This is a genomic window from Mycobacterium conspicuum (assembly GCF_010730195.1).
GTDB classification, from domain to species: domain Bacteria; phylum Actinomycetota; class Actinomycetes; order Mycobacteriales; family Mycobacteriaceae; genus Mycobacterium; species Mycobacterium conspicuum.
In genome coordinates, this window is the sequence record NZ_AP022613.1 from 5,064,927 (window position 1) to 5,083,926 (window position 19,000).

Genomic DNA, 19,000 nt, shown 5'->3' on the forward strand with positions numbered 1-19,000 from the left:
CACAAGAGAGGCGATTCATGGCCAAGGGCATCATGTACGTCGAAAGCTGGCCGAGCTCACCCGAGCGCGAGCAGGAGTACAACACCTGGTACAACGAGGTCCATCTGCCCGAGCTGCTCGCGCTCGACGGCATCGTCGGGGCCCGCAGGCTGCGCCCGGTCGACGGTACCGGCCCCTACGTTGCCCTCTACGAGCTTGAGGGCGACGACCTACAGGCCATCCTGGACAACATGGTCGCCAACGCTGGACAGCTACACATGTCCGACGCCCTGAAGTTGGATCCCGCACCTATCCCGCGGCTGCTCGAGACGACCATCGAGGTCTAGCTGTCGCTCAGCTCCGGCGGAGGCCGGTAGTCGGGCTGATAACCGGAAACGTGGATTGGACTGCCTACGAGGCGGAAATCGCCCGCAGTCACAACCACTTCCGGCGTCGCCTTGAGCGCCTCGGGCAGCGTCCTGACCGCCGCCGCTGGAACTCCGAGCGGACGCAGCCGCGCTTCCCATCCCGCGGCGGTGTCGGTCGCCAGCATCGCCGTGACGACCGCCAGCACCTCGTCGCGGCGGTCAACTCGCTCGGCCATCGTTTCGAAACCGCCGATACCCGCCTCGGTGGCAAAGGATTTCCAGAAGCCGTCATGCGTGATGAACAGCGCCAGATACCCGTCGGCCGTCGGGAATAGCTGGGCCGGAACGTAATACGAATGCGCGCCATACGGGCGGCGCTGCGGCTCGACACCGTTGTTGAGGTAGGCCGACGCGTGATAGTTCAGCTGCGACAACATGACGTCGCGCAGCGACACGTCCACCTGACCGCCCGTGCCGGAGATGATCTTGGCCAAAAGCCCCAGTGCCGCGGCCATTCCGGTGGAGTTGTCCGCCGATGAGTAACCCGGCAGGGTCGGTGGACCGTCCGGATCACCGGTCAACGCGGCGATGCCGAAACCGGCCTGCACCACGTAGTCGAATGCCGGATCGTCGCCGCCGTGCAGGCCGAAGCCGGTGATCGCGACGCAAACGATCCGATCGTTGTACTGGCGCAGGTGCTCGTAGGTGAGGCCCAGCCGGCGGATGGCCGAGGGCTTGAGGTTGACCAACAGCGCGTGCGAGCCGGCCACCAGCTCGCCCAAATGTTGTTGTCCCGCTTCGGAATTCAGGTCCAGGCAGACGCTGGACTTGTTGCGGTTGAGGCTGGCGAAGTAGGACGGCCCCACCCCGCGCGAGATCTCGCCGCCGGCTGGTTCGATCTTGGTGACCTCGGCACCGAGATCGGCCAGCAGCATGGTCGCATACGGGCCGGCCAACATGGTGCCGACTTCGAGGATGCGAATCCCCGCCAGCGGCCCGGCGTTTGATTCGGTCAACGCAACTCCGTCGCGAGCTCGGCGATCATCTCGCGGGTCCGCTGTTTGGAGGCGACCAGTTCGTCGCGGTTCTCGCCGATCGGCAGCAACCGCACAGACAGGTCCGTCACGCCGGCGTCGGCGAAACCGCGCATCCTGGCCAGGATCGCTTCTTCGTCACCGGCGGCGCACAAATCGCCCACATCGCGGGCGTCGCCGCGGTCGAGCAGCCGTTGGTAGTTGGGCGACACCTCGGCTTCACCCAGGATGCGATTGGCCCGCTCCTTAGCCTCGTCGACTTGTGCAGGCGCACAAAGACATACCGGGATGCCCGCGACGATGCGCGGCGCCGGACGCCCGGCATCCGCGGCGGCCTTGGTGATCTTCGGTGCGATGTGATCACCGATCGCGCGCTCGTCGGCCATCCACAACACGGTGCCGTCGGTGAGTTCACCGGCAATCTGCAGCATCACCGGACCAAGCGCGGCGACCAGCACCGGCATCGGGGTGTCGGCCCCGATCGCCAACGGATTGTGCACCGTGAACGAATCGTTCTCGACGTCAACCGGTCCCGGTCCGGCGATGGCGGCATTGAGCACCTGCAGGTAGTCGCGGGTATAGGCGGCCGGCTTCTCATACGGCAAGCCGAGCATGTCGCGGATGATCCAGTGGTGCGACGGGCCGACGCCCAACGCCAGCCGACCGCCGGCTACCGCATGCGTCGAGAGCGCTTGGCGGGCAAGGGCGATCGGATGCTGGGCCTGCAACGGCACCACCGCGGTGCCCAGCTCGATGCGCGAGCTGTGAGCGGCCATCAGCGACACCATGGTGAGACAGTCGAAGTCGTTGGGCACCTGCGGCATCCACGCGGTATCCAGACCCGCGGATTCGGCCCATTCGATGTCAGAGGCCAGCTTGGCCACCTTACGGGCCATGTCGCCACGCTCGGCGCCGATCATCACTCCGATGCGCACTGTGTTTCCTTTACGGCTGGGTCCGGGGTTCCGGTGAGCGCACGGATGTTGCGCACCAGAACGTCAAGCGGTGTCCCGGTGGGAAACACCGCGGCGGCACCGGTTTCCAATAGTTTGGGCACGTCGGCATGCGGGATGGTCCCGCCCACGACGACGGCGATGTCCGCGGCGTCGGCCGCGCGCAACGCCTCGATGGTGCGTGCGGTCAGCGCCAGGTGCGCGCCGGAGAGAATGCTCAGGCCGACGACCGCCACGTCTTCCTGGACAGCGATCGAGGCGATGTCCTCGATGCGCTGCCGGATGCCGGTGTAGATGACCTCGAAGCCGGCGTCGCGCAGGGTGCGCGCCACGATCTTGGCACCGCGGTCATGCCCATCGAGACCGGGCTTGGCGACCAAAACACGAACGGTCATCTAGAACACCACCGGCTGCTGGAATTCGCCCCACACTGCCTTGAGCGCGGACACCATTTCACCGACCGTGCAGTACGCATTGGCGCAGTCGATCAACTTGTTCATCAGGTTGTCAGTTCCTTCGGCGGCGCGCGACAACGCCGCAAGGGTGGATTCGACCGTGGCCGAATCTCTTTCGGACTTTACCTTGGACAGCCGCTTCAGCTGCAGATCACGCCCTTCGGCGTCGAGCTCGTAGGTGACGACGTCGTGTTCGGGCTCCTCGGTCACGAACCGGTTGAGCCCGACGACCGGGCGGGCGCCGGATTCGATGTCCTGGTGGATCTTGAATGCCTCGTCGGCGATCAGGCCCTGTAGGTAACCGTCCTCGATGGCGTGCACCATTCCGCCGTGCCGCTCGAGGTCGGACATGATCTCGATGATGCGGGCCTCGGTGGCGTCGGTCAGCGCCTCCACGAAGTACGAGCCACCCAACGGGTCCGCGACGCTGGCCACGCCGGTTTCGTGCGCGAGGATCTGCTGGGTGCGCAGCGCCAGCGTGGTGGTTTCCTCGGTGGGCAACGCGAACGGCTCGTCCCAGGCCGCCGTGAACATCGACTGGACACCACCCAGCACCGCGGCCATCGCCTCGTAGGCCACCCGGACGATGTTGTTGTGGGCCTGCGGCGCGTACAACGATGCGCCACCACAGACGCAGCCGAAACGGAACATCGCCGCCTTGTCCGTTTTGGCGCCATAACGTTCCCGCACGATCGTGGCCCAACGTCGCCGTCCCGCACGGTATTTGGCGATCTCTTCGAAGAAGTCCCCGTGGGTATAGAAGAAGAACGAGATCTGCGGTGCGAACTGGTCGATGGTCATTCGACCCCGCTCCACCACCGTGTCGCAGTAGGTGACGCCGTCGGCAAGGGTGAACGCCATTTCTTGCACCGCGTTGGCGCCGGCGTCACGGAAGTGTGCCCCGGCCACCGAGATGGCATTGAATTTCGGGACCTCGGCCGCGCAGAACTCGATGGTGTCGGCGATCAACCGCAGCGACGGCTCCGGCGGCCAGATCCAGGTGCCGCGAGACGCGTACTCCTTGAGGATGTCGTTCTGGATGGTCCCGGTGAGCTTGGCGCGCGGTATGCCCTTCTTCTCGGCGGCGGCGACATAGAACGCCAGCAGTATCGCGGCCGTGCCGTTGATCGTCATGCTGGTGCTGAGCTTGTCCAGCGGAATGCCGTCGAACAGGATCTCGAAATCGGCCAGCGTGTCGACCGCGACACCGACGCGGCCGACCTCCTCACCGAACTCGGGGTCGTCGGAGTCGTAGCCGCACTGGGTGGGCAGGTCGAGCGCAACGGAGAGCCCGGTCCCGCCCTGCTCGAGCAGGTAGCGGTAGCGACGGTTGGACTCCTCGGCGGTGCCGAAGCCGGAGTACTGCCGAAACGTCCACAGCTTGCCGCGATAGCCGGACGCGAAGTTGCCCCGGGTGAAGGGAAACTCCCCGGGCGCAGGACTCTCCGCGCGGATATCCCCCGGCCCGTAGACGGGCTGCAGCGGGATGCCGGACGGAGTATGGGCCGTATTATCCATCGGTGAATAACGTACTTGCAAAAAAAGAGAATGCCAATACCACACGCTTGACCAGGCCAAAGGAGACCAATGGCTGACAAAACGCTCGCCGACCGCACGGTGGTGATTTCCGGCGGGAGCAGAGGCATCGGCCTCGCGATCGGAATCGCGGCCGCCCGGCGGGGCGCCAATGTGGTGCTGCTGGCCAAGACGGACACGCCGCATCCCCGCCTGCCCGGAACGGTGCACACCGCGGCCGCCGACGTCGAGGCCGCGGGCGGCAAGGCGCTGGCGGTGGTCGGGGATGTGCGCCGCGAGGAGGACGTGCAGCGCGTGGTCGACGCCGCGGCGCAGCGGTTCGGCGGCATCGACGTCTGTGTCAACAACGCCAGCGCGATTGCGGTGGACCCGACGGCCGCGCTGTCGGCCAAGAAGTACGACCTGATGCTGGAGATCAACTGCCGGGGCACGTTCCTGCTCACCAAGGCCTGCGTCCCGTACCTACAGAAATCGGCCAACCCGCATGTGCTGACCATCTCGCCGCCGATCAACATGAACCCGCGCTGGTTGGGCGCCCACCCCGCCTACACGCTGTCCAAGTACGGCATGACACTGCTGGCGCTGGGCTGGGCGGCGGAATTCGCCGACACCGGGATCGGGTCGAATTGCCTTTGGCCCGAGACATATATCGCCACGGCGGCCGTGGCCAACATGGCCGACGGTGACCGTTTGGCCGAGTCGTCGCGTAGCCCCGAGATCATGGGCGACGCCGCCGTCGAGATCGTCTCCCGGCCCGCGCGCGAGGCCAGCGGCAACTGCTACATCGACGCTGAGGTGCTGCGGTCCGTCGGGGTCGCCGATCTGTCCCGTTACGGCGGCGGCGCCCAACCTATTCCGGATCTTTTCCTGGACTGACGACTAAGCTGCTGTCGACATGACGGTTCCCAGGCCATCGGCCGCCGACATCGACGCCGCGGCCCAACACTTCGGCTTCCACCTCGACGCCGACGCCCGACGGGATTACCTGGCGGCCGTCGAGGGCTCACTGCGGTCCTACGACGCGGTCGACGAGCTGTACGACGCGGTCGCGCGGCCCCAGGTCCCCGAACGCGCCTACCGGTTCCCTGAGCCGGGCGACAACCCGCTGGGCGCCTGGTACGTCACCACCCAGATCAGCTCCGGCGCCCAGGGTCCGCTCTCCGGCAGGGCGGTGGCGGTCAAGGACAACATCGCCGTCGCCGGGATTCCGATGATGAACGGATCCCGCGCCGTGGAGGGTTTCGTCCCCAGCCGCGACGCCACCGTCGTGCAGCGGCTGCTCGCCGCCGGGGCAACGATCGCCGGCAAAACCGTCTGCGAGGATCTGTGCTGCTCGGGATCGAGCTTCACCTCGGCCAGCGGGCCGGTGCGCAACCCATGGGACACCACGCGGGAAGCGGGCGGATCGTCGAGCGGAAGCGGCGCGCTCCTCGCCGCCGGCAAGGTCGACCTGGCGCTTGGCGGCGACCAAGGCGGGTCGATCCGGATCCCGGCGGCGCTGTGCGGCGTCGTCGGGCTCAAGCCCACCCACGGGCTGATCCCCTACACGGGGGCCTTTCCGATCGAGCGGACCATCGATCACCTCGGTCCCATGACGCGCACCGTGGCCGACGCCGCGCTGCTGCTCGACGTGCTGGCCGGGCCCGACGGGTGGGACCCGCGCCAGCCCGCGACGATCGCAGGAATCTCCAACGCGGATTACCGCGCCGCGCTCACCGGCGACGTGGCCGGGTTACGGGTCGGCGTGCTCACCGAGGGCTTCGGGCAGTATGGCTCGCTGCCGGAAGTGGACGAGCTGGTCCGGTCGGCCGCGCAGCGATTCACCGAGATCGGCTGCAGCGTAAGCGAAATCAGCGTGCCCTGGCACCGCCACGCTCTTGATGTCTTCACCGTCATCATCACCGACGGCGCCAGCGCCCAGATGTTGGACGGAAACGGATACGGCGTCGGCGTGGACGGGCTCTACGACCCAGAACTCATGGCGCACTTCGCAAGACAGCGAACCGTCAAGGCCGATCAATTGGCCAGCACGGTCAAGGCGGCGGCGCTGTGCGGGCACTACGCGCTGAACACGCTGGGCGGGGCGTCGTATGCCAAGGCGCGCAATCTGGTACCCCATGCGCGGGCCGCGTACGACGAGGCGCTCTCCCGCCACGACGTGTTGGTGTTGCCCACGGTGCCCGGCACCGCCGAAACGCTGCCGGAGGGCAATCCGCAAGACGCCGCGCCGCTCAAACATGCGCACGGCAAGGCGCTCAACACCGCACCCATGGACATCACCGGTCATCCCGCCATCTCGGTGCCCGCCGGCCTGGTCAACGGCCTGCCCGTGGGAATGATGATCGTGGGCAAGCGATTCGACGACGCCACCGTGCTAAAGGTCGCCGATGCGTTCGAGTCCCTCTGCGGCGGTTTCCCCACTGCTCCCGGCCACGCCGCGTGAAAGACTAAACGCGGCAGAGGATTTCGCCGTGTGGGATCGCCAGCCAGCCATCAGGCGCGGCGGCCCAGGCCCGCCACGCGGCGGCCATCTCTTCGAGCTGCGCGGGGGTGGCCAGACCCAAGTGCAGCAGCTCGCGAGCTACGCCAGAATGAAGGATCCGGTCGGCCCACATTCCGCCCCACCACTGGCGGGTGTCCTCGGTCGCATAGCACCACAGGCTGCCCGCGGGTGCGACGTCATCGAAGCCCGCTTCCCGAGCCCACGACAGCAGCCGCCGGCCCGCATCCGGTTCGCCGCGGTTGGCACGCGCGGCTTTGCGGTAGAGGTCGCGCCACAGGTCCAACGCCGGCAGCTGGGGAAACCAGATGAACCCCGCGTAGTCCGCGTCGCGGGCTGCAACGATGCCACCCGGCACGCACACTCGCCTCATCTCGCGCAGCGCCTGAACGGGATCGGCGACGTGCTGTAGCACCTGGTGGGCGTGGACCACGTCGAACGAGTCGTCGGGAAACTCCAGTCGGTGCACGTCGGCCCTCGCGAAGGTGACATTCGACAGGTTGCGGCGTTGGATTTCGGCGTGGGCCACGTTCAGGACGTCGACGAATTGGTCAACGGCCGTCACCGATCCCGGCGCGACCAGTTCGGCGAGGTCCGCGGTGATAGTCCCTGGGCCGCAACCGACGTCGAGCAACGACTGCCCCCGCCTTAGGTGCGGGAGCAGGTAGCCCGCGGAGTCTTGCGCGGTGCGGCGCTGGTGGCTGCGCAGCACCGACTCGTGGTGTCCGTGCGTGTACTTGGCCTGCGGTTGGTCGTTCGTCGGGTCCACGGCCGCTACTCTACCCGGTGCATCAAAATATGAGATATCTATCCCATATTCTGAGACTAGTCGACGGGGACGTCGAGAATCGGGCGGTCGTCCTTGGCGCCCGGCCCGTCGAAATGCCACCACTCGCCGGAGTACACGGTCAGCCCGCCGTAGGTCATGGCGTCGCGCAGGCGAGCCCGGTTCGACTGGGCGTCGACGCTGACGTCCTGGGTGGCGTATGCCGTTGCCCGCGAAGTGAAGTCGTCGAAGTCGGTGCCCATGTCGGCCAGGCAAAGCCCGCCCACCTGGCGTTGCGGCGGGCACTGTTCTTGCGGGCTGGTGAACGTCACATCCACCGAACGCCCGGACTCGTGGCTGTGCGCGTACTGACCGGGGCGTGCGACCCAGGCCGGGTTGGGGACGACGTTGAACATCTTGACCTGAACGTCGTGCGGCCGATAGCAGTCCCAGAACACCAGCAGATGCCCCTGCGGGCGCAGCGCCCCGGCCGCCGCGGCGAGACCGGGGGCCATGGATTGGTGCACCAGACAGCGGGCGTCGGAGGGATACAGCTGGGTGTGGGTGAAGTTGTTGGTCGTCGCGTAGCGCAGGTCGATCACCGCGTCGGGAACCACCGTGCGCACGTCGACGAACCCGGCCGCGTGCGCCGCGGCGCTGACCGGCGGAACGCTGGGATCGGCAGACACAATCGCGCCGCACAAAGTCATCATCAGTCCGGCGATGGTCGCAGCCAAGAACAGAAAAATACTGCGCATCGGGTCATTGTGCAGGTTTCGCGAGCTAACCGGCCAAGGGGCCACGCGCGGGACGCCTGGCGTCGGGGGGGCTTGGGTTCGACCAACCCTCTCACGGTCTTTTCGGCCTGCTTCACGCGCGGCGACAAGTTGTCCGAACCGGCGTATCCCACTGGCCCCTTGCCCGCCGTGTAGCAACCCGACCGGTGCCATTGACGATTCACGTCTTACGGCACCAGGCCCCGCGGCGAACCCCTATCCTTGGGCAATCGGGGTAGTCGCGACCCTCGGATCGGTGGTGCTTGGGTGACGGCAGGCGTGACGTGCGGGTCATGCGGCACTGAGCTACGGGACAGCGCCAAGTTCTGTGATGAATGCGGTGCACCCTTTGCGGCATCGGACCACACCGCGAAGTACAAGCAGGTGACGGTCTTATTCGCCGATGTGGTGCGCTCGATGGACATCGCCGCCGCCGTGGATATCGAGCGACTGCGTGAAATCATGACCGAGCTCGTGGAGCGCTCAGCAGCCGTCGTGCAGCGCTACGGCGGGACCGTCGAGTACAACGGCGACGGTGTGATGGCCCTGTTCGGCGCGCCGGTTGCGTTGGAAGATCACGCTTTTCGCGCCTGCCTTGCCGGGTTGGCGATCCAAGAGGTGGCCAGCCGGCTGGCCGCGGACGTGGCCCGCAGCGACGACGTCGAACTGCGATTGCGGCTGGGCCTGAATTCGGGCCGGGTGATCGCCGGCGAAATCGGTTCGGGTTCGCTGGGCTACGCGGCGACGGGTGAGCCGGTCGGGTTTGCCCAGCGGATGGAGTCGGTGGCACCCCCAGGCGGCGTGATGCTTTCAGAGTCGACGGCCCGTCTCGTCGAGCACGCAGTGCACCTGGCCGAACCACAGTGGATTCGGATCAAAGGCGCCGACGAGCCGGTGTGCGCGCGCCAGCTGCTGGCAATCATTCCTCCGGACGCCCCAGCGCGGAAGGCCGACGCCGCCCTGGTCGGTCGACGCTGGGAAATGGCCGCCCTGGACGCCAGGTTGGACCGCGCGGTCGGCGGCCGCGGCGGTGTCGTGACGGTGCTGGGCCCACCCGGCATCGGCAAAAGCCGAGTGGCACGCGAAGTCGCGGCCCTGGCCGCAGGTCGAGGGACCGACGTTTTTGGACGTTCTGCGAGTCGCACGCCCGTGACGTTGCGTTCGGCGTGGTGACTCGGCTGCTCCGGGCCGGCAGCGGCGTGACCGACCTCGATCCACCCGCTGCGCGCGCCGCTGTGCGCACCATCGTGCCGACGGACGTCGATCCGCAGGATCTGCTGTTGCTCGATGACCTGCTCAACATCGCCGACCCGGATGTGCCGCTCCCCCAAATCGATCCCGATGCGCGCCGGCGCCGGTTGACGGCGCTGGTCAATGCCACGGCGCTGGCGCGTAACCGACCCGCGCTCTTCATCATCGAGGATGCGCACTGGGTCGATGCGGTCAGTGAGTCGATGCTGGCCGACTTTCTCGCCGTCATCCCGCGCACCTCGTCGATGGTGCTCGTCACCTGCCGGCCCGAGTACCGGGGAGCCCTGATGCGGATGCACGGAGCCCAAACGATATCCCTTGCGCCACTGGCTGATTCGGACACCGCGACATTGCTCGGTGAGCTGCTGGGTTCTGATCCCACGACCACCGAGCTGGCGGCGATCATCGCCGAGCGGGCCGCAGGCAATCCGTTCTTCGCCGAGGAAATGGTGCGCGAACTCGTGCAGCGCGGAGTGCTGGCGGGCGATCGCGGTAGCTACATTTCGCATGCGGGCGTCGACGAGCTCAGCGTGCCGGCCACAGTGCAGGCGGCCATCGAAGCACGCATCGACCGGCTGACGGACCCGGCCAAACGAACCCTGAACGCGGCGTCAGTGATCGGCGCCCGCTTCGAAGCCGACCTCCTGGCGGCGCTCGACTCTGATCCGGTGGTTGACGAGCTGCTCGCCGCGGAACTGATCGATCAGGTGAGGTTCAGCCCGAGCGCCGAATACGCGTTCCACCACCCACTGATCCGAGCGGTGGCCTACGAATCGCAACTCAAAACCGATCGCGCCGAGTGGCATCGCCGCGTCGCTGCCGCAATCGAATCGCGAGACCCAGCGGCGGCTGATGAAAATGCCGCCATGATTGCCGAACACCTGGAAGTCGCCGGTGATCTGCGCGCCGCGTATCAGTGGCACATGCGAGCCGCGACGTGGGCGACCCCCCGCGACATCGCCGCGGCGCGGCAAAGTTGGGAGCGCGCCGAAGCGATCTCCGATGCACTGCCTGAGGACGCCACCCGGACAGCGATGCGCATCGCGCCGCGCACCAAGTTGTGCGGCATCGCTTGGCGAGCCCGCGTGAATGTGGCGGGCGATCGCTTCGATCAATTGCGGGAGTTGTGCGCCCTAGCCGGGGACAAGGCGTCGTTGGCCATCGGGATGGGTGGACTGGTCATGGATCATGCGCTCCAAGGCCGGATCGGCGAGGGATCGCGCTTGGCCTCGGAAGCCATGGCCCTGGTTGAATCCATTGGCGATGCGGCGTTGTTAGCCGTTGCCTTTGCGTCGCGCGCTATCGCGCGGTACTGCCTGGGTCTTCCAGGATGGTCCGGGGACCTCCGCCACGGCCTAAAGATGGCCCGCAGCGCCGACCCGTTGTCTTACGCCACGGTTGCGACCTATGTCTATTTTCCTGGGGTGTCATTCGGTGTGCTGGCTGCCGATGATTCGGCGGTGCGCGACATCGAGGACGCGCTGCGGGTCGCCGAGCGATCCGGTGATGATATGGCGTTGGTTTACGCCCAAGCGGCGCTGGGCACCGCGCTGGTGCACCGCCCCACGGATGCCGAACGGTCCCATGGACAGAAGCTGTTGGCCAAAGCCGGCGAAGCGTTTTTGCGTCGGCGGCACAGCCTGTCGGAATTGCCGCTCGTCAACGCATACCTGGCACGCGAGAGGGCTCGGCGGGGACCTCGCGATGAAGCGGTACCGCTGATGTTTAGCGCCGTCGAGGACATGCTTAGCGCGAGAGATCTGCTGGCGTGGGGCTACGCCATCCCTGCGGTGGGTGTCTTGGTAGAAGCGCTGCTGGCCAACGCGAACGAGGCCGACGTGGTCGAAGCCGAGGCCACAATCGAGCGCCTGGCCGCCGCGCCAGCCGATGACAGCCTGGTTATCCGCGACATCTGGCTAATGCGGCTGCGTGCGCTGCTGGCCGCCGCCCGGGGTGACAATGCTGCCTACCGGGACTTGGCGCAGCGATATCGTGCGATGGCGCACTCGCTTGAATTCGAAGGCCACATGGCCTGGGCCGATGCCATGATCGCGGATGCCCAATAGTCGCCATGCCCTTCTAGTGAACCCCCTATTCTTGGACGATCGGGGTAGTCGGGACTCCGAGATCGGTGGTGCTGGTATGGCCGCGTGCGGGTCGTGCGGTACTGACCTGCGGGAAAACGCCAAGTTCTGTGATGAGTGCGGTGCGCCGACAGCGGTGTTGGGTGATACCGCCGAGTACAAACAGGTGACGGTCCTGTTCGCCGACGTGGTGCATTCGATGGACCTCGCCGCAGCCCTGGACGCCGAGCGGTTGCGAGAGATCATGACCGAGTTGGTGGAGCGGTCGGCGGCGGTCGTGCGCCGCTACGGCGGCACCGTCGAGTACAACGGCGACGGGGTGATGGCGTTGTTCGGTGCCCCAGTTGCTTTGGAAGATCATGCTTTTCGCGGGTGCATCGCCGCCTTGGCTATCCAGGAGGAGGCGACTCATTTGGCGGGCGACGTGGCCCGCCGCGATGGAGTAGCTCTCCGGTTACGCGTGGGGCTGAATTCGGGTCAGGTGATCGCCGGGGAGATCGGTGCTGGCTCGCTGGGGTATGCCGCGACCGGCGAACATGTCGGGTTGGCGCAGCGGATGGAATCGGTGGCCCCGCCGGGCGGGGTGATGCTGTCGGAGTCGACGGCGCGGCTCGTGGAGCACAGTGTGGTGCTGGCCGAGCCGGAGTGGGTGCGCATCAAAGGGGTCGACGATCCGGTTCGGGCGCGCCGGCTGGTGGGGGTCCGGCCCCGGGATGCGCTGGCCGGGCGTGCCGAGGCGAGCCTGGTCGGTCGGCATTGGGAGATGGCGGCCCTCGATGCCATGGTGAACCGCGCGATCGGTGGGCGCGGTGGTGTCGTGACGGTGGTGGGCCCAGCCGGGATCGGCAAGAGCCGCACCGCCCGCGAGGTCGCGGCGCTGGCGGCCGGCCGCGGGGTGGAGGTATTTTGGGCCTTCTGCGAGTCACATGCCCGCGATGTCTCGTTCTATTGTGTGACGCGCCTGCTGCGCTCGGGCATGGGCGTGGCCGACCTCGGCGCCGATGCCGCACGGGCGAAAGTGCGGCGCCAAATCCCCGATACCAACGCACAGGATCTGCTGCTGCTTGAAGAGCTGCTGGGTATCGCCGACCCCGCCGTGCCATCCCCGCAGATCGACCCGGAGGCGCGGCGGCGGCGGATTGCCTCGCTGATCAGCACCTCGGCGCTGGCGCGCGCCCAGCCGGCGCTTTACATCATCGAGGATGTGCACTGGATCGATGCGGTGAGCGAGTCGATGCTCGCGGATTTCCTCACGGTGATCCCGCAAACCAAGTTGATGGTGCTGATGACCTCCCGCCCCGAGTACGAAGGTGCGTTGCGGCGAGTGAACAGCGCGCAGACGATAGCCCTTGCCCCACTGGGCGATTCGGACACCGTCGTGCTCTTGGCCGAGCTGCTCGGTACGGACCGCTCGGTCAGTGAGCTGGCGCCGATCATCGCCGAGCGGGCCGCAGGAAATCCGTTTTTCGCCGAGGAGATGGTTCGCGGATTGGCGCAGCGCGGGGTGCTGGCCGGTGAGCAAGGCGGCTACGTCTGCCGGGCCGATGTCGCGGAGGTGAGCGTGCCTGCCACCGTACAGACGGCCATCGCGGCGCGCATCGATCGATTGAGCACTCCGGCCAAGCAGACGTTGTACGCAGCGTCGGTGATCGGAGGCCGCTTCGGGGGGGAGCTACTCACCTCGCTGGGAATCGATACGGCGGTCGACGAGCTGCTCACCGTCGAGTTGATCAACCAGGTGCGGTTCACCCCCGCCGCGGAGTACGAGTTCCACCACCCGCTGATCCATGCGGTCGCTTACGAATCCCAGCTGAAATCTGGTCGCGCCCAACTGCATCGACGCGTGGCCGCAGCCATCCAAGAGCGTGCCCCCGAATCGGTGGAGGAGAACGCGGCGCTGATCGCCGAACATCTGCAGTCGGCCGGCGAATTGCGTGCGGCGTACGACTGGCACATGCGCGCTGGCGCGTGGTTGGCCAATCGCGACATCGGCGCCGCGCGAATCAGTTGGGAACGGGCACGCCAGATCGCCGACGCGCTGCCTTCCGAGGTCCCCGACCAGCTGGCCCTGCGCATAGCTCCCCGCACCATGCTGTGTGCCACCGGCTGGCAGGCAATCAATGAAAGCCGGGGGCATTTCGACGAGCTGCGGGAGTTATGCACCGCGGCCGGGGACAAGGTCTCGTTGGCCTTCGGCACGGTCGGTCTGGCCACCGAACTGCTTTTCGCCGGCCGTTCCCCTGAGGGCTCGCGGCTGATGTCCGAACAGATGGCGTTGATGGAGTCGATCGGCGATCCCACCCCGACGATCGGATTGGGATTCATCGCGTTCAACAACTGGTTCGATGCCGGCCAATTCGGCGAGATGTTGCGGTGGTCGGACACCATCATCGAATTGGCCGACGGCGACCCCGCCAAGGGCGCCGAGTTCGGTTTCGGGTCACCGCTAGCGGCCGCGCTGGCGTGGCGCGGCATTGCCCGGTGGTGGCTGGGCCGGCCTGGATGGCGGCAGGACCTGCACGACGCGTTCGCGATGGCCCGGCAGAGCGATCCGACCACCCTCGGCATGGTCACCGGCTGGACCTACGGTATCGGGATCTTCTACGGGTTGCTGCGGGCCGACGACCCCGCGCTGCGCACGATCGAAGAGGCTGTCCAGACCGCCGAGGGATCAAGCAATACGGCCTTCAGCATCGCCAAGTTCGCGCTGGCCGCCGCGCTGTTGGGCCGGGACGCCGCCGACGACCGTGATCGTGGGCTGGAAGTGATGACGCAGGTTCGGGACATGTGGTTGCGCGATACCATTTCCTTCCTGGTTCCGCTCGCCGACTTCATGGCCGGCCGAGAGAGGGCCCGGCGGGGCGAAGCCGACGGTGTCATCCCGCCGATGCGCAAAGCCATCGGCGAGATGTACCGGGCGGGACGGCCCTTCTTCATCGTCTTCGGCACCGGCATTCTGGTGGAGACGCTGCTTGAGCGTGGCGCCGACGGCGACCTGGCCGAAGCCCAGCAGGCGGTGCACCGGTTGGCGAACCTTGCGGCGAACGAACCTTGGGCGATGCGCGAGATCACGCTGCTGCGGCTGCGCGCGCTGCTGGCCCGGGCCTGCGGCGACAACGTCGCCTATCGAGATTTGGCGAGTCGCTATGGGACGATGGCGGAATCGCTTGGCTTCGAAGGGCACATCGACTGGGCCGCAGCGATGTGACCGCCGCAATCATCTAGCGACTCCTGGATTCCGGCGGTCAGCACGGGAGTCGGGCTGACTTCCATGAACGTGCGATACCCGTGCTCATAGGACCAACGGATTGCCTGTTCAAACAGCACTGGCTGCCGCAGATTCGCGAACCAGTAGTCGCCGTCGAGGATCGACGTGTCCAGCCCGGCGCCGGTGACGCCGGAGATAAATGTGATGTCGCCCGTTCGCGGCTGCAGTCCCGAAAGCGACTCGCGCAGCGTCTCCCTCAGGTCCTCGACCTGGATGCAATGCGCGGCGTAGTCGACGGGCATGCGGGTGGCCTGCACCTCCTGGCGCTCGCACATGGCGACGAGACCGTCGAGCGCCGCCGAGTCCCCCGTGACATCGGTCGAGGACGGACCATTTTGCGCGGCAATGGAGATTGATCCGCCCCAGGGTTGGATCAAGTCGTGGACCTGGTGGGCTGGCCGCAGGATTGAGACCATGCCGCCCGCTCCGGAGATTGTGCCAATCACTTTGCTACCCAACGCTGTAACCCTCGCCGCATCCGACAACGAAAGCGCCCCCGCGACATAGGCCGCGGCGATTTCGCCCTGCGAGTGACCGAGCACCGCGTCGGGTCGGATTCCCGACGCGCGCCACTGCGCCGCGAGAGACACCATCACCGCAAAAAGGACGGGCTGCGCCACGTCGACCCGATCGAGGCTGGGAGAACCTGGCGAAGCGAAGCCGCCGCGTATGGACTCGAGCACCGACCAATCCGCGAACTCGGCGAAAGCGGCATCGCAGAGCCGCATTTGATCGGAGAAAGCCGGTGCGGTCTCCAACAGTTCGGCCGCCCCATCCGTCCACCGAGGGCCCCGGCCGGGAAAGACGAAGACCGTTCTCCCGGTGGCAGCGGCCGTTACGATCGCCGTGTTGGGGGCCGCGCCGGCCGGCACGTACCCGCCCCTGTCGTCAGCCACGCTGTTCATGTCGAACTAGTCATCGCCAAGTTCCTGCCCATCTCGCGCACCAACAGCACATGGCCTCCCGGCTCCGGCCGCAGTAGAAATCGTCACTCAAGCGCGGCCCGAAGTCGGCAGTAGCGCGCTACTGCGATCTCAGCCGTGTTTCCGCACGGCTCTACTTAGTCACGTTCTGATAGTCGTCGCGATCGCGCGAGCAGCCGACCCGGTCTAGGTCGCCTGAGCCCCGCCCCGGGGGATCAAGGTGGCCAATTCGTCGCGGCTGGTGGTACCCGTTTTCGACATCGCGCGGTAGACGTGGCTCTCGACCGTGCGTACCGACAGGGTCAGCCGCTCGGCGATTTCGCGGCTGGACAATCCCGTACCGATCAGCATCACGATCTCGCGCTCGCGATCGGTCAGCGGCAACGGCTCGCGGGCCCGCTGAAGCGCCGAAGTGCTGACGCCGCATCGTTCGGCCAAATCGGCGGCACGGGCCGAGCAACTCAATGCCGATCCCTGCATGCCCTGCCGACGAAACACCAAGGCGGCCTGGGCCGCGGCATCGACGGCGGCCACCAGGTCACCCAGTCGCTCGAATTGCTCTGATGCTGAGGACAATTGAGCGGCTTGGCCGTCGCGGAGGGCCTCGGCATAACGAGCAGCGACACCGACACGGGGACCCTCAACGATCCCCTCGAGCTCTACGAGGCGAGCCGCACACGAAGTGTCGCCCATTTGCGCTGCGGTTTGCCGACACATTACTTCCGCAGCGAATTGTCCTTCGGTGGAAGCCCTTTCAGCCGCCGATAGCAAGATGGTGATCGCCTCACTGATCGCGCCCTCGGCCGCGGCAACCCACGCGCGTGCCAGGCTCAACTCGTAGTCCAACGAGCGAAACGGGCGTCGCACCTTGTCGAGAGCGGCGAGCGCGGCAGCCGCCTGGTCAGCCGATCCGCGCATGGCCAGCGCGGTCACCCGCGGGAGGTGGTAGCGGTAGCCCCAGCCGGAAGCATGGGTGGCCGACAACCCGAGCGCTGCCTCTTCCAACAACGCACACGCCGAATGCAGGCGTCCGGCAGCCAGATCGGCCCGACCCGCCACGGCCGCACCGAGCAGTTGGGCCGCTCCCGGAAGATCCGCTGCCTGCTGGCGCACCCGCTCGGCCACGTCGACCGCCTCACCGAGTTCGCCTGCCAGCACCAGCGCGCTGACATGCGAATCGGCGATGTTGAATCTCATGTGCGGAGCGTCGAAAGAGCGTGTCGCAGCGGCATACCCGGCCTCCGCGGTGCTCACGGCAGTGCCGGTGCTTCCAGCGTCGGCGGCGATGGTGGCGAGCACCCAAGCAATCTCTGCGCCCACGACTGCCGGCAGTTCCTTCAGTGTGAGTGCCTTCGACGCCTCGATCGCCGCGTCCGGCCGGTCCATCGCAAACCAGTACACCGTGAGGAACGCGTCGATGTAACTGCGCGCCCCCGACGGTGCGGCGCGCGACGCATCGTCGATGATGCCTTTCGCGGCCGCGGGATCGCCGAGTGCCCAGAGCTGATTGCTGGCACGAAGAAACGCCAGCCTGGCGCGGTCGCCGTCGGTCAGCCCGCTGGAAGCGACGGCGGCAAGCACGGCGTCGGCCTCCCCGCCGCGACCCAGCCAGGACAGCGCATGCGCGCGAAGGAAACTCGGCTCCGGACCGGGTCCCGCGCGGCTTGCGGCCTCCGCCAGCCGATCGGCCAGTGACAGATCCGCCAACCAGATCGCGCCGCGGGCTGCCCGCACCAGGAGTTCGGCGTCGGGTGCGAGGTCGGAGTCCAGACCAAGGGCGGCGCGGCGCACCACGACCTGGATGTCGTCGCGCACATCGGATGCGGAGAGTTCGGCCGCGACCAGCCCGCGCAACCGCCGCAACCGGGTCGGCGCCGCACGCGCGCGGCGCACCTCGGCGTAGAGCGGATGCGCCACCCGGACCTGCAGGCCACCGCCGGCCGGCTCGACCGCGATCAGGCCGCGGGTGTCGGCCTCCTCGACTGCGGCCGGATCAGTGATCCGACTCAGCGCGGCCAATTCGATCGGCTCCCCCACGGCCAGCACGTCGATGACATCGCTGACCGGCGTGGCAAGGGCCCCGATGCGAGATTCGATCAGCTCGACCAAGCTGGGGGGCATCGTCGGATCACCGATCCACCGCCAGGACCCGTGCTGTTGGACCAGTCGGTCGTCGGCGACCTCCTGCTCGACGATCGTGCGAAGGTATAAGGCGTTGCCGCGCGTCAGATTCCAAAGCCGTTGCGCCGCACCAGGGTCCACGGCGTCGCCTAGAGCGGCCGATAGCAACACCGCGGTTTCCTGGCGCGAGAAGGGGACCACGTCGAGCCGGTCGAACTGACCCACCTTCCATAGGTCCCGGACCGCGGCGGGAATCGGTTCGCCGTCGCGCACGGTGAGAATCACTTTGGCCGCGCCGCGCTGCGCGATCTGGTGCACAACAAATATCGACAAATCGTCGAGCAGGTGTGCGTCATCGACGCACACCACCACCGTGGCGCCAGAAGGCGCTGCGGTCAGGGAGTCGATGACGCCGCGCAGCAGCCCGACGGTGTCGGTGACACCCGAAGGCGCCCACCCCGTGAAGGCGCCGAGCGGAACCGCCCGAGCCGACGAGGTGCCGACCGCCCACCGGCATTCGCATCCCCGCGACTCAGCAGCGGCCAGCGCCTCGCGCGCGATCCGGCTCTTGCCCACGCCGGCCGCTCCGTAGACAACGATCCCGGCGGCATCGGGCGACGAGATAGCGGCGCCGATGGCTGCCATCTCCTGCGAGCGGCCCGTTAACGGCCAGGACAGTCGCACGCGTGTGAGCCTACGTGCGATCACCGCGCACGCAGGTGCAATTTGGCACCTCTAACGATGCTCATGATTTCTGCCAATGCGCAGGTGCCGGCGAACAGAGAACGGTTAGCCAACGGTGGAGCCGGTGGGTTTGGCGGCAGCAGCCGGGGCAGCCCGACCGCAGAGCGGTGCAGCCCGCCAGTCGTGGGTGGCCAGGGCCGGGATCGAACCGGCGACCTTCCGCTTTTCAGGTGGATGGAACGGCCGCTGGCCTGCGGTTTAATGACTCCCATACGTCAAATACGCCGCGCTGAGCGCGTCTG

12 protein-coding genes and 1 pseudogene are annotated in these 19,000 nt (G+C 67.1%); 5 read left to right on the plus strand and 8 right to left on the minus strand.

Going from position 1 to position 19,000, the window contains the following annotated elements; genetic code table 11:
* Positions 1-17 precede the first annotated feature (17 nt).
* Entirely contained in the window at positions 18-326 is a 309-nt protein-coding gene (locus tag G6N66_RS23165; RefSeq protein WP_085234653.1) for a DUF4286 family protein, read from the plus strand.
* Here G6N66_RS23165 and G6N66_RS23170 read toward each other — a convergent pair.
* From G6N66_RS23170 to G6N66_RS23185, 4 genes are read right to left on the minus strand one after another with little or no spacing between them, the layout of a single operon-like run.
* Positions 323-1,306 (minus strand): CaiB/BaiF CoA transferase family protein, encoded by a 984-nt coding sequence (locus G6N66_RS23170; protein WP_372515911.1) that lies wholly within the window; start codon positions 1,304-1,306, stop codon positions 323-325. The genes G6N66_RS23165 and G6N66_RS23170 overlap by 4 nt on opposite strands.
* Before the next feature lie 53 nt (positions 1,307-1,359).
* Positions 1,360-2,316 carry an LLM class F420-dependent oxidoreductase gene (locus G6N66_RS23175; RefSeq protein ID WP_085234655.1) on the minus strand — a complete coding sequence of 319 codons (957 nt, stop codon included), beginning with the start codon at positions 2,314-2,316 and terminating at the stop codon, positions 1,360-1,362.
* Positions 2,301-2,729: a cobalamin-dependent protein gene (locus G6N66_RS23180; RefSeq protein WP_085234656.1), complete on the minus strand. Its 429-nt coding sequence runs from the start codon at positions 2,727-2,729 to the stop codon at positions 2,301-2,303. Before G6N66_RS23180 ends, G6N66_RS23175 begins: the two co-directional genes overlap by 16 nt.
* On the minus strand, positions 2,730-4,307 hold the full coding sequence (locus G6N66_RS23185) for a methylmalonyl-CoA mutase family protein (RefSeq protein WP_085234657.1): 1,578 nt from the start codon (positions 4,305-4,307) through the stop codon (positions 2,730-2,732). It lies immediately after the preceding gene.
* A gap of 69 nt (positions 4,308-4,376) precedes the next feature.
* On the opposite strand from G6N66_RS23185, the gene G6N66_RS23190 reads away from it, so the two are divergent.
* Positions 4,377-5,201, plus strand: coding sequence for an SDR family oxidoreductase (locus tag G6N66_RS23190; protein WP_085234658.1), 825 nt, complete (start codon positions 4,377-4,379; stop codon positions 5,199-5,201).
* A gap of 19 nt (positions 5,202-5,220) precedes the next feature.
* Positions 5,221-6,768 (plus strand): amidase, encoded by a 1,548-nt coding sequence (locus G6N66_RS23195; RefSeq protein WP_085234659.1) that lies wholly within the window; start codon positions 5,221-5,223, stop codon positions 6,766-6,768.
* Between the two features lie 4 nt (positions 6,769-6,772).
* Here the strand turns inward: G6N66_RS23195 and G6N66_RS23200 are convergent, their stop codons facing one another.
* Together G6N66_RS23200 and G6N66_RS23205 are read right to left on the minus strand one after the other, a co-directional pair.
* A complete protein-coding gene (locus G6N66_RS23200) occupies positions 6,773-7,594 on the minus strand; it encodes a class I SAM-dependent methyltransferase (RefSeq protein WP_179968310.1) in 822 nt (273 codons plus the stop codon).
* Between the two features lie 56 nt (positions 7,595-7,650).
* Positions 7,651-8,304 (minus strand): M15 family metallopeptidase, encoded by a 654-nt coding sequence (locus G6N66_RS23205; RefSeq protein ID WP_232079550.1) that lies wholly within the window; start codon positions 8,302-8,304, stop codon positions 7,651-7,653.
* A 330-nt stretch (positions 8,305-8,634) separates the two neighbouring features.
* Between G6N66_RS23205 and G6N66_RS23210 the strand changes: the two are divergent.
* A pseudogene (locus G6N66_RS23210) lies at positions 8,635-11,684 on the plus strand (AAA family ATPase).
* 76 nt (positions 11,685-11,760) lie between these two features.
* Positions 11,761-14,910, plus strand: a complete 3,150-nt coding sequence (locus G6N66_RS23215; protein ID WP_085234661.1) for an AAA family ATPase — start codon at positions 11,761-11,763, stop codon at positions 14,908-14,910.
* Here the strand turns inward: G6N66_RS23215 and G6N66_RS23220 are convergent.
* On the minus strand, positions 14,847-15,875 hold the full coding sequence (locus G6N66_RS23220; protein ID WP_085234662.1) for an acyltransferase domain-containing protein: 1,029 nt from the start codon (positions 15,873-15,875) through the stop codon (positions 14,847-14,849). The genes G6N66_RS23215 and G6N66_RS23220 overlap by 64 nt on opposite strands.
* 204 nt (positions 15,876-16,079) lie before the next feature.
* Complete coding sequence (locus tag G6N66_RS23225; protein ID WP_179968369.1) at positions 16,080-18,659, minus strand: helix-turn-helix transcriptional regulator; 2,580 nt, start codon at positions 18,657-18,659, stop codon at positions 16,080-16,082.
* Positions 18,660-19,000 lie beyond the last annotated feature (341 nt).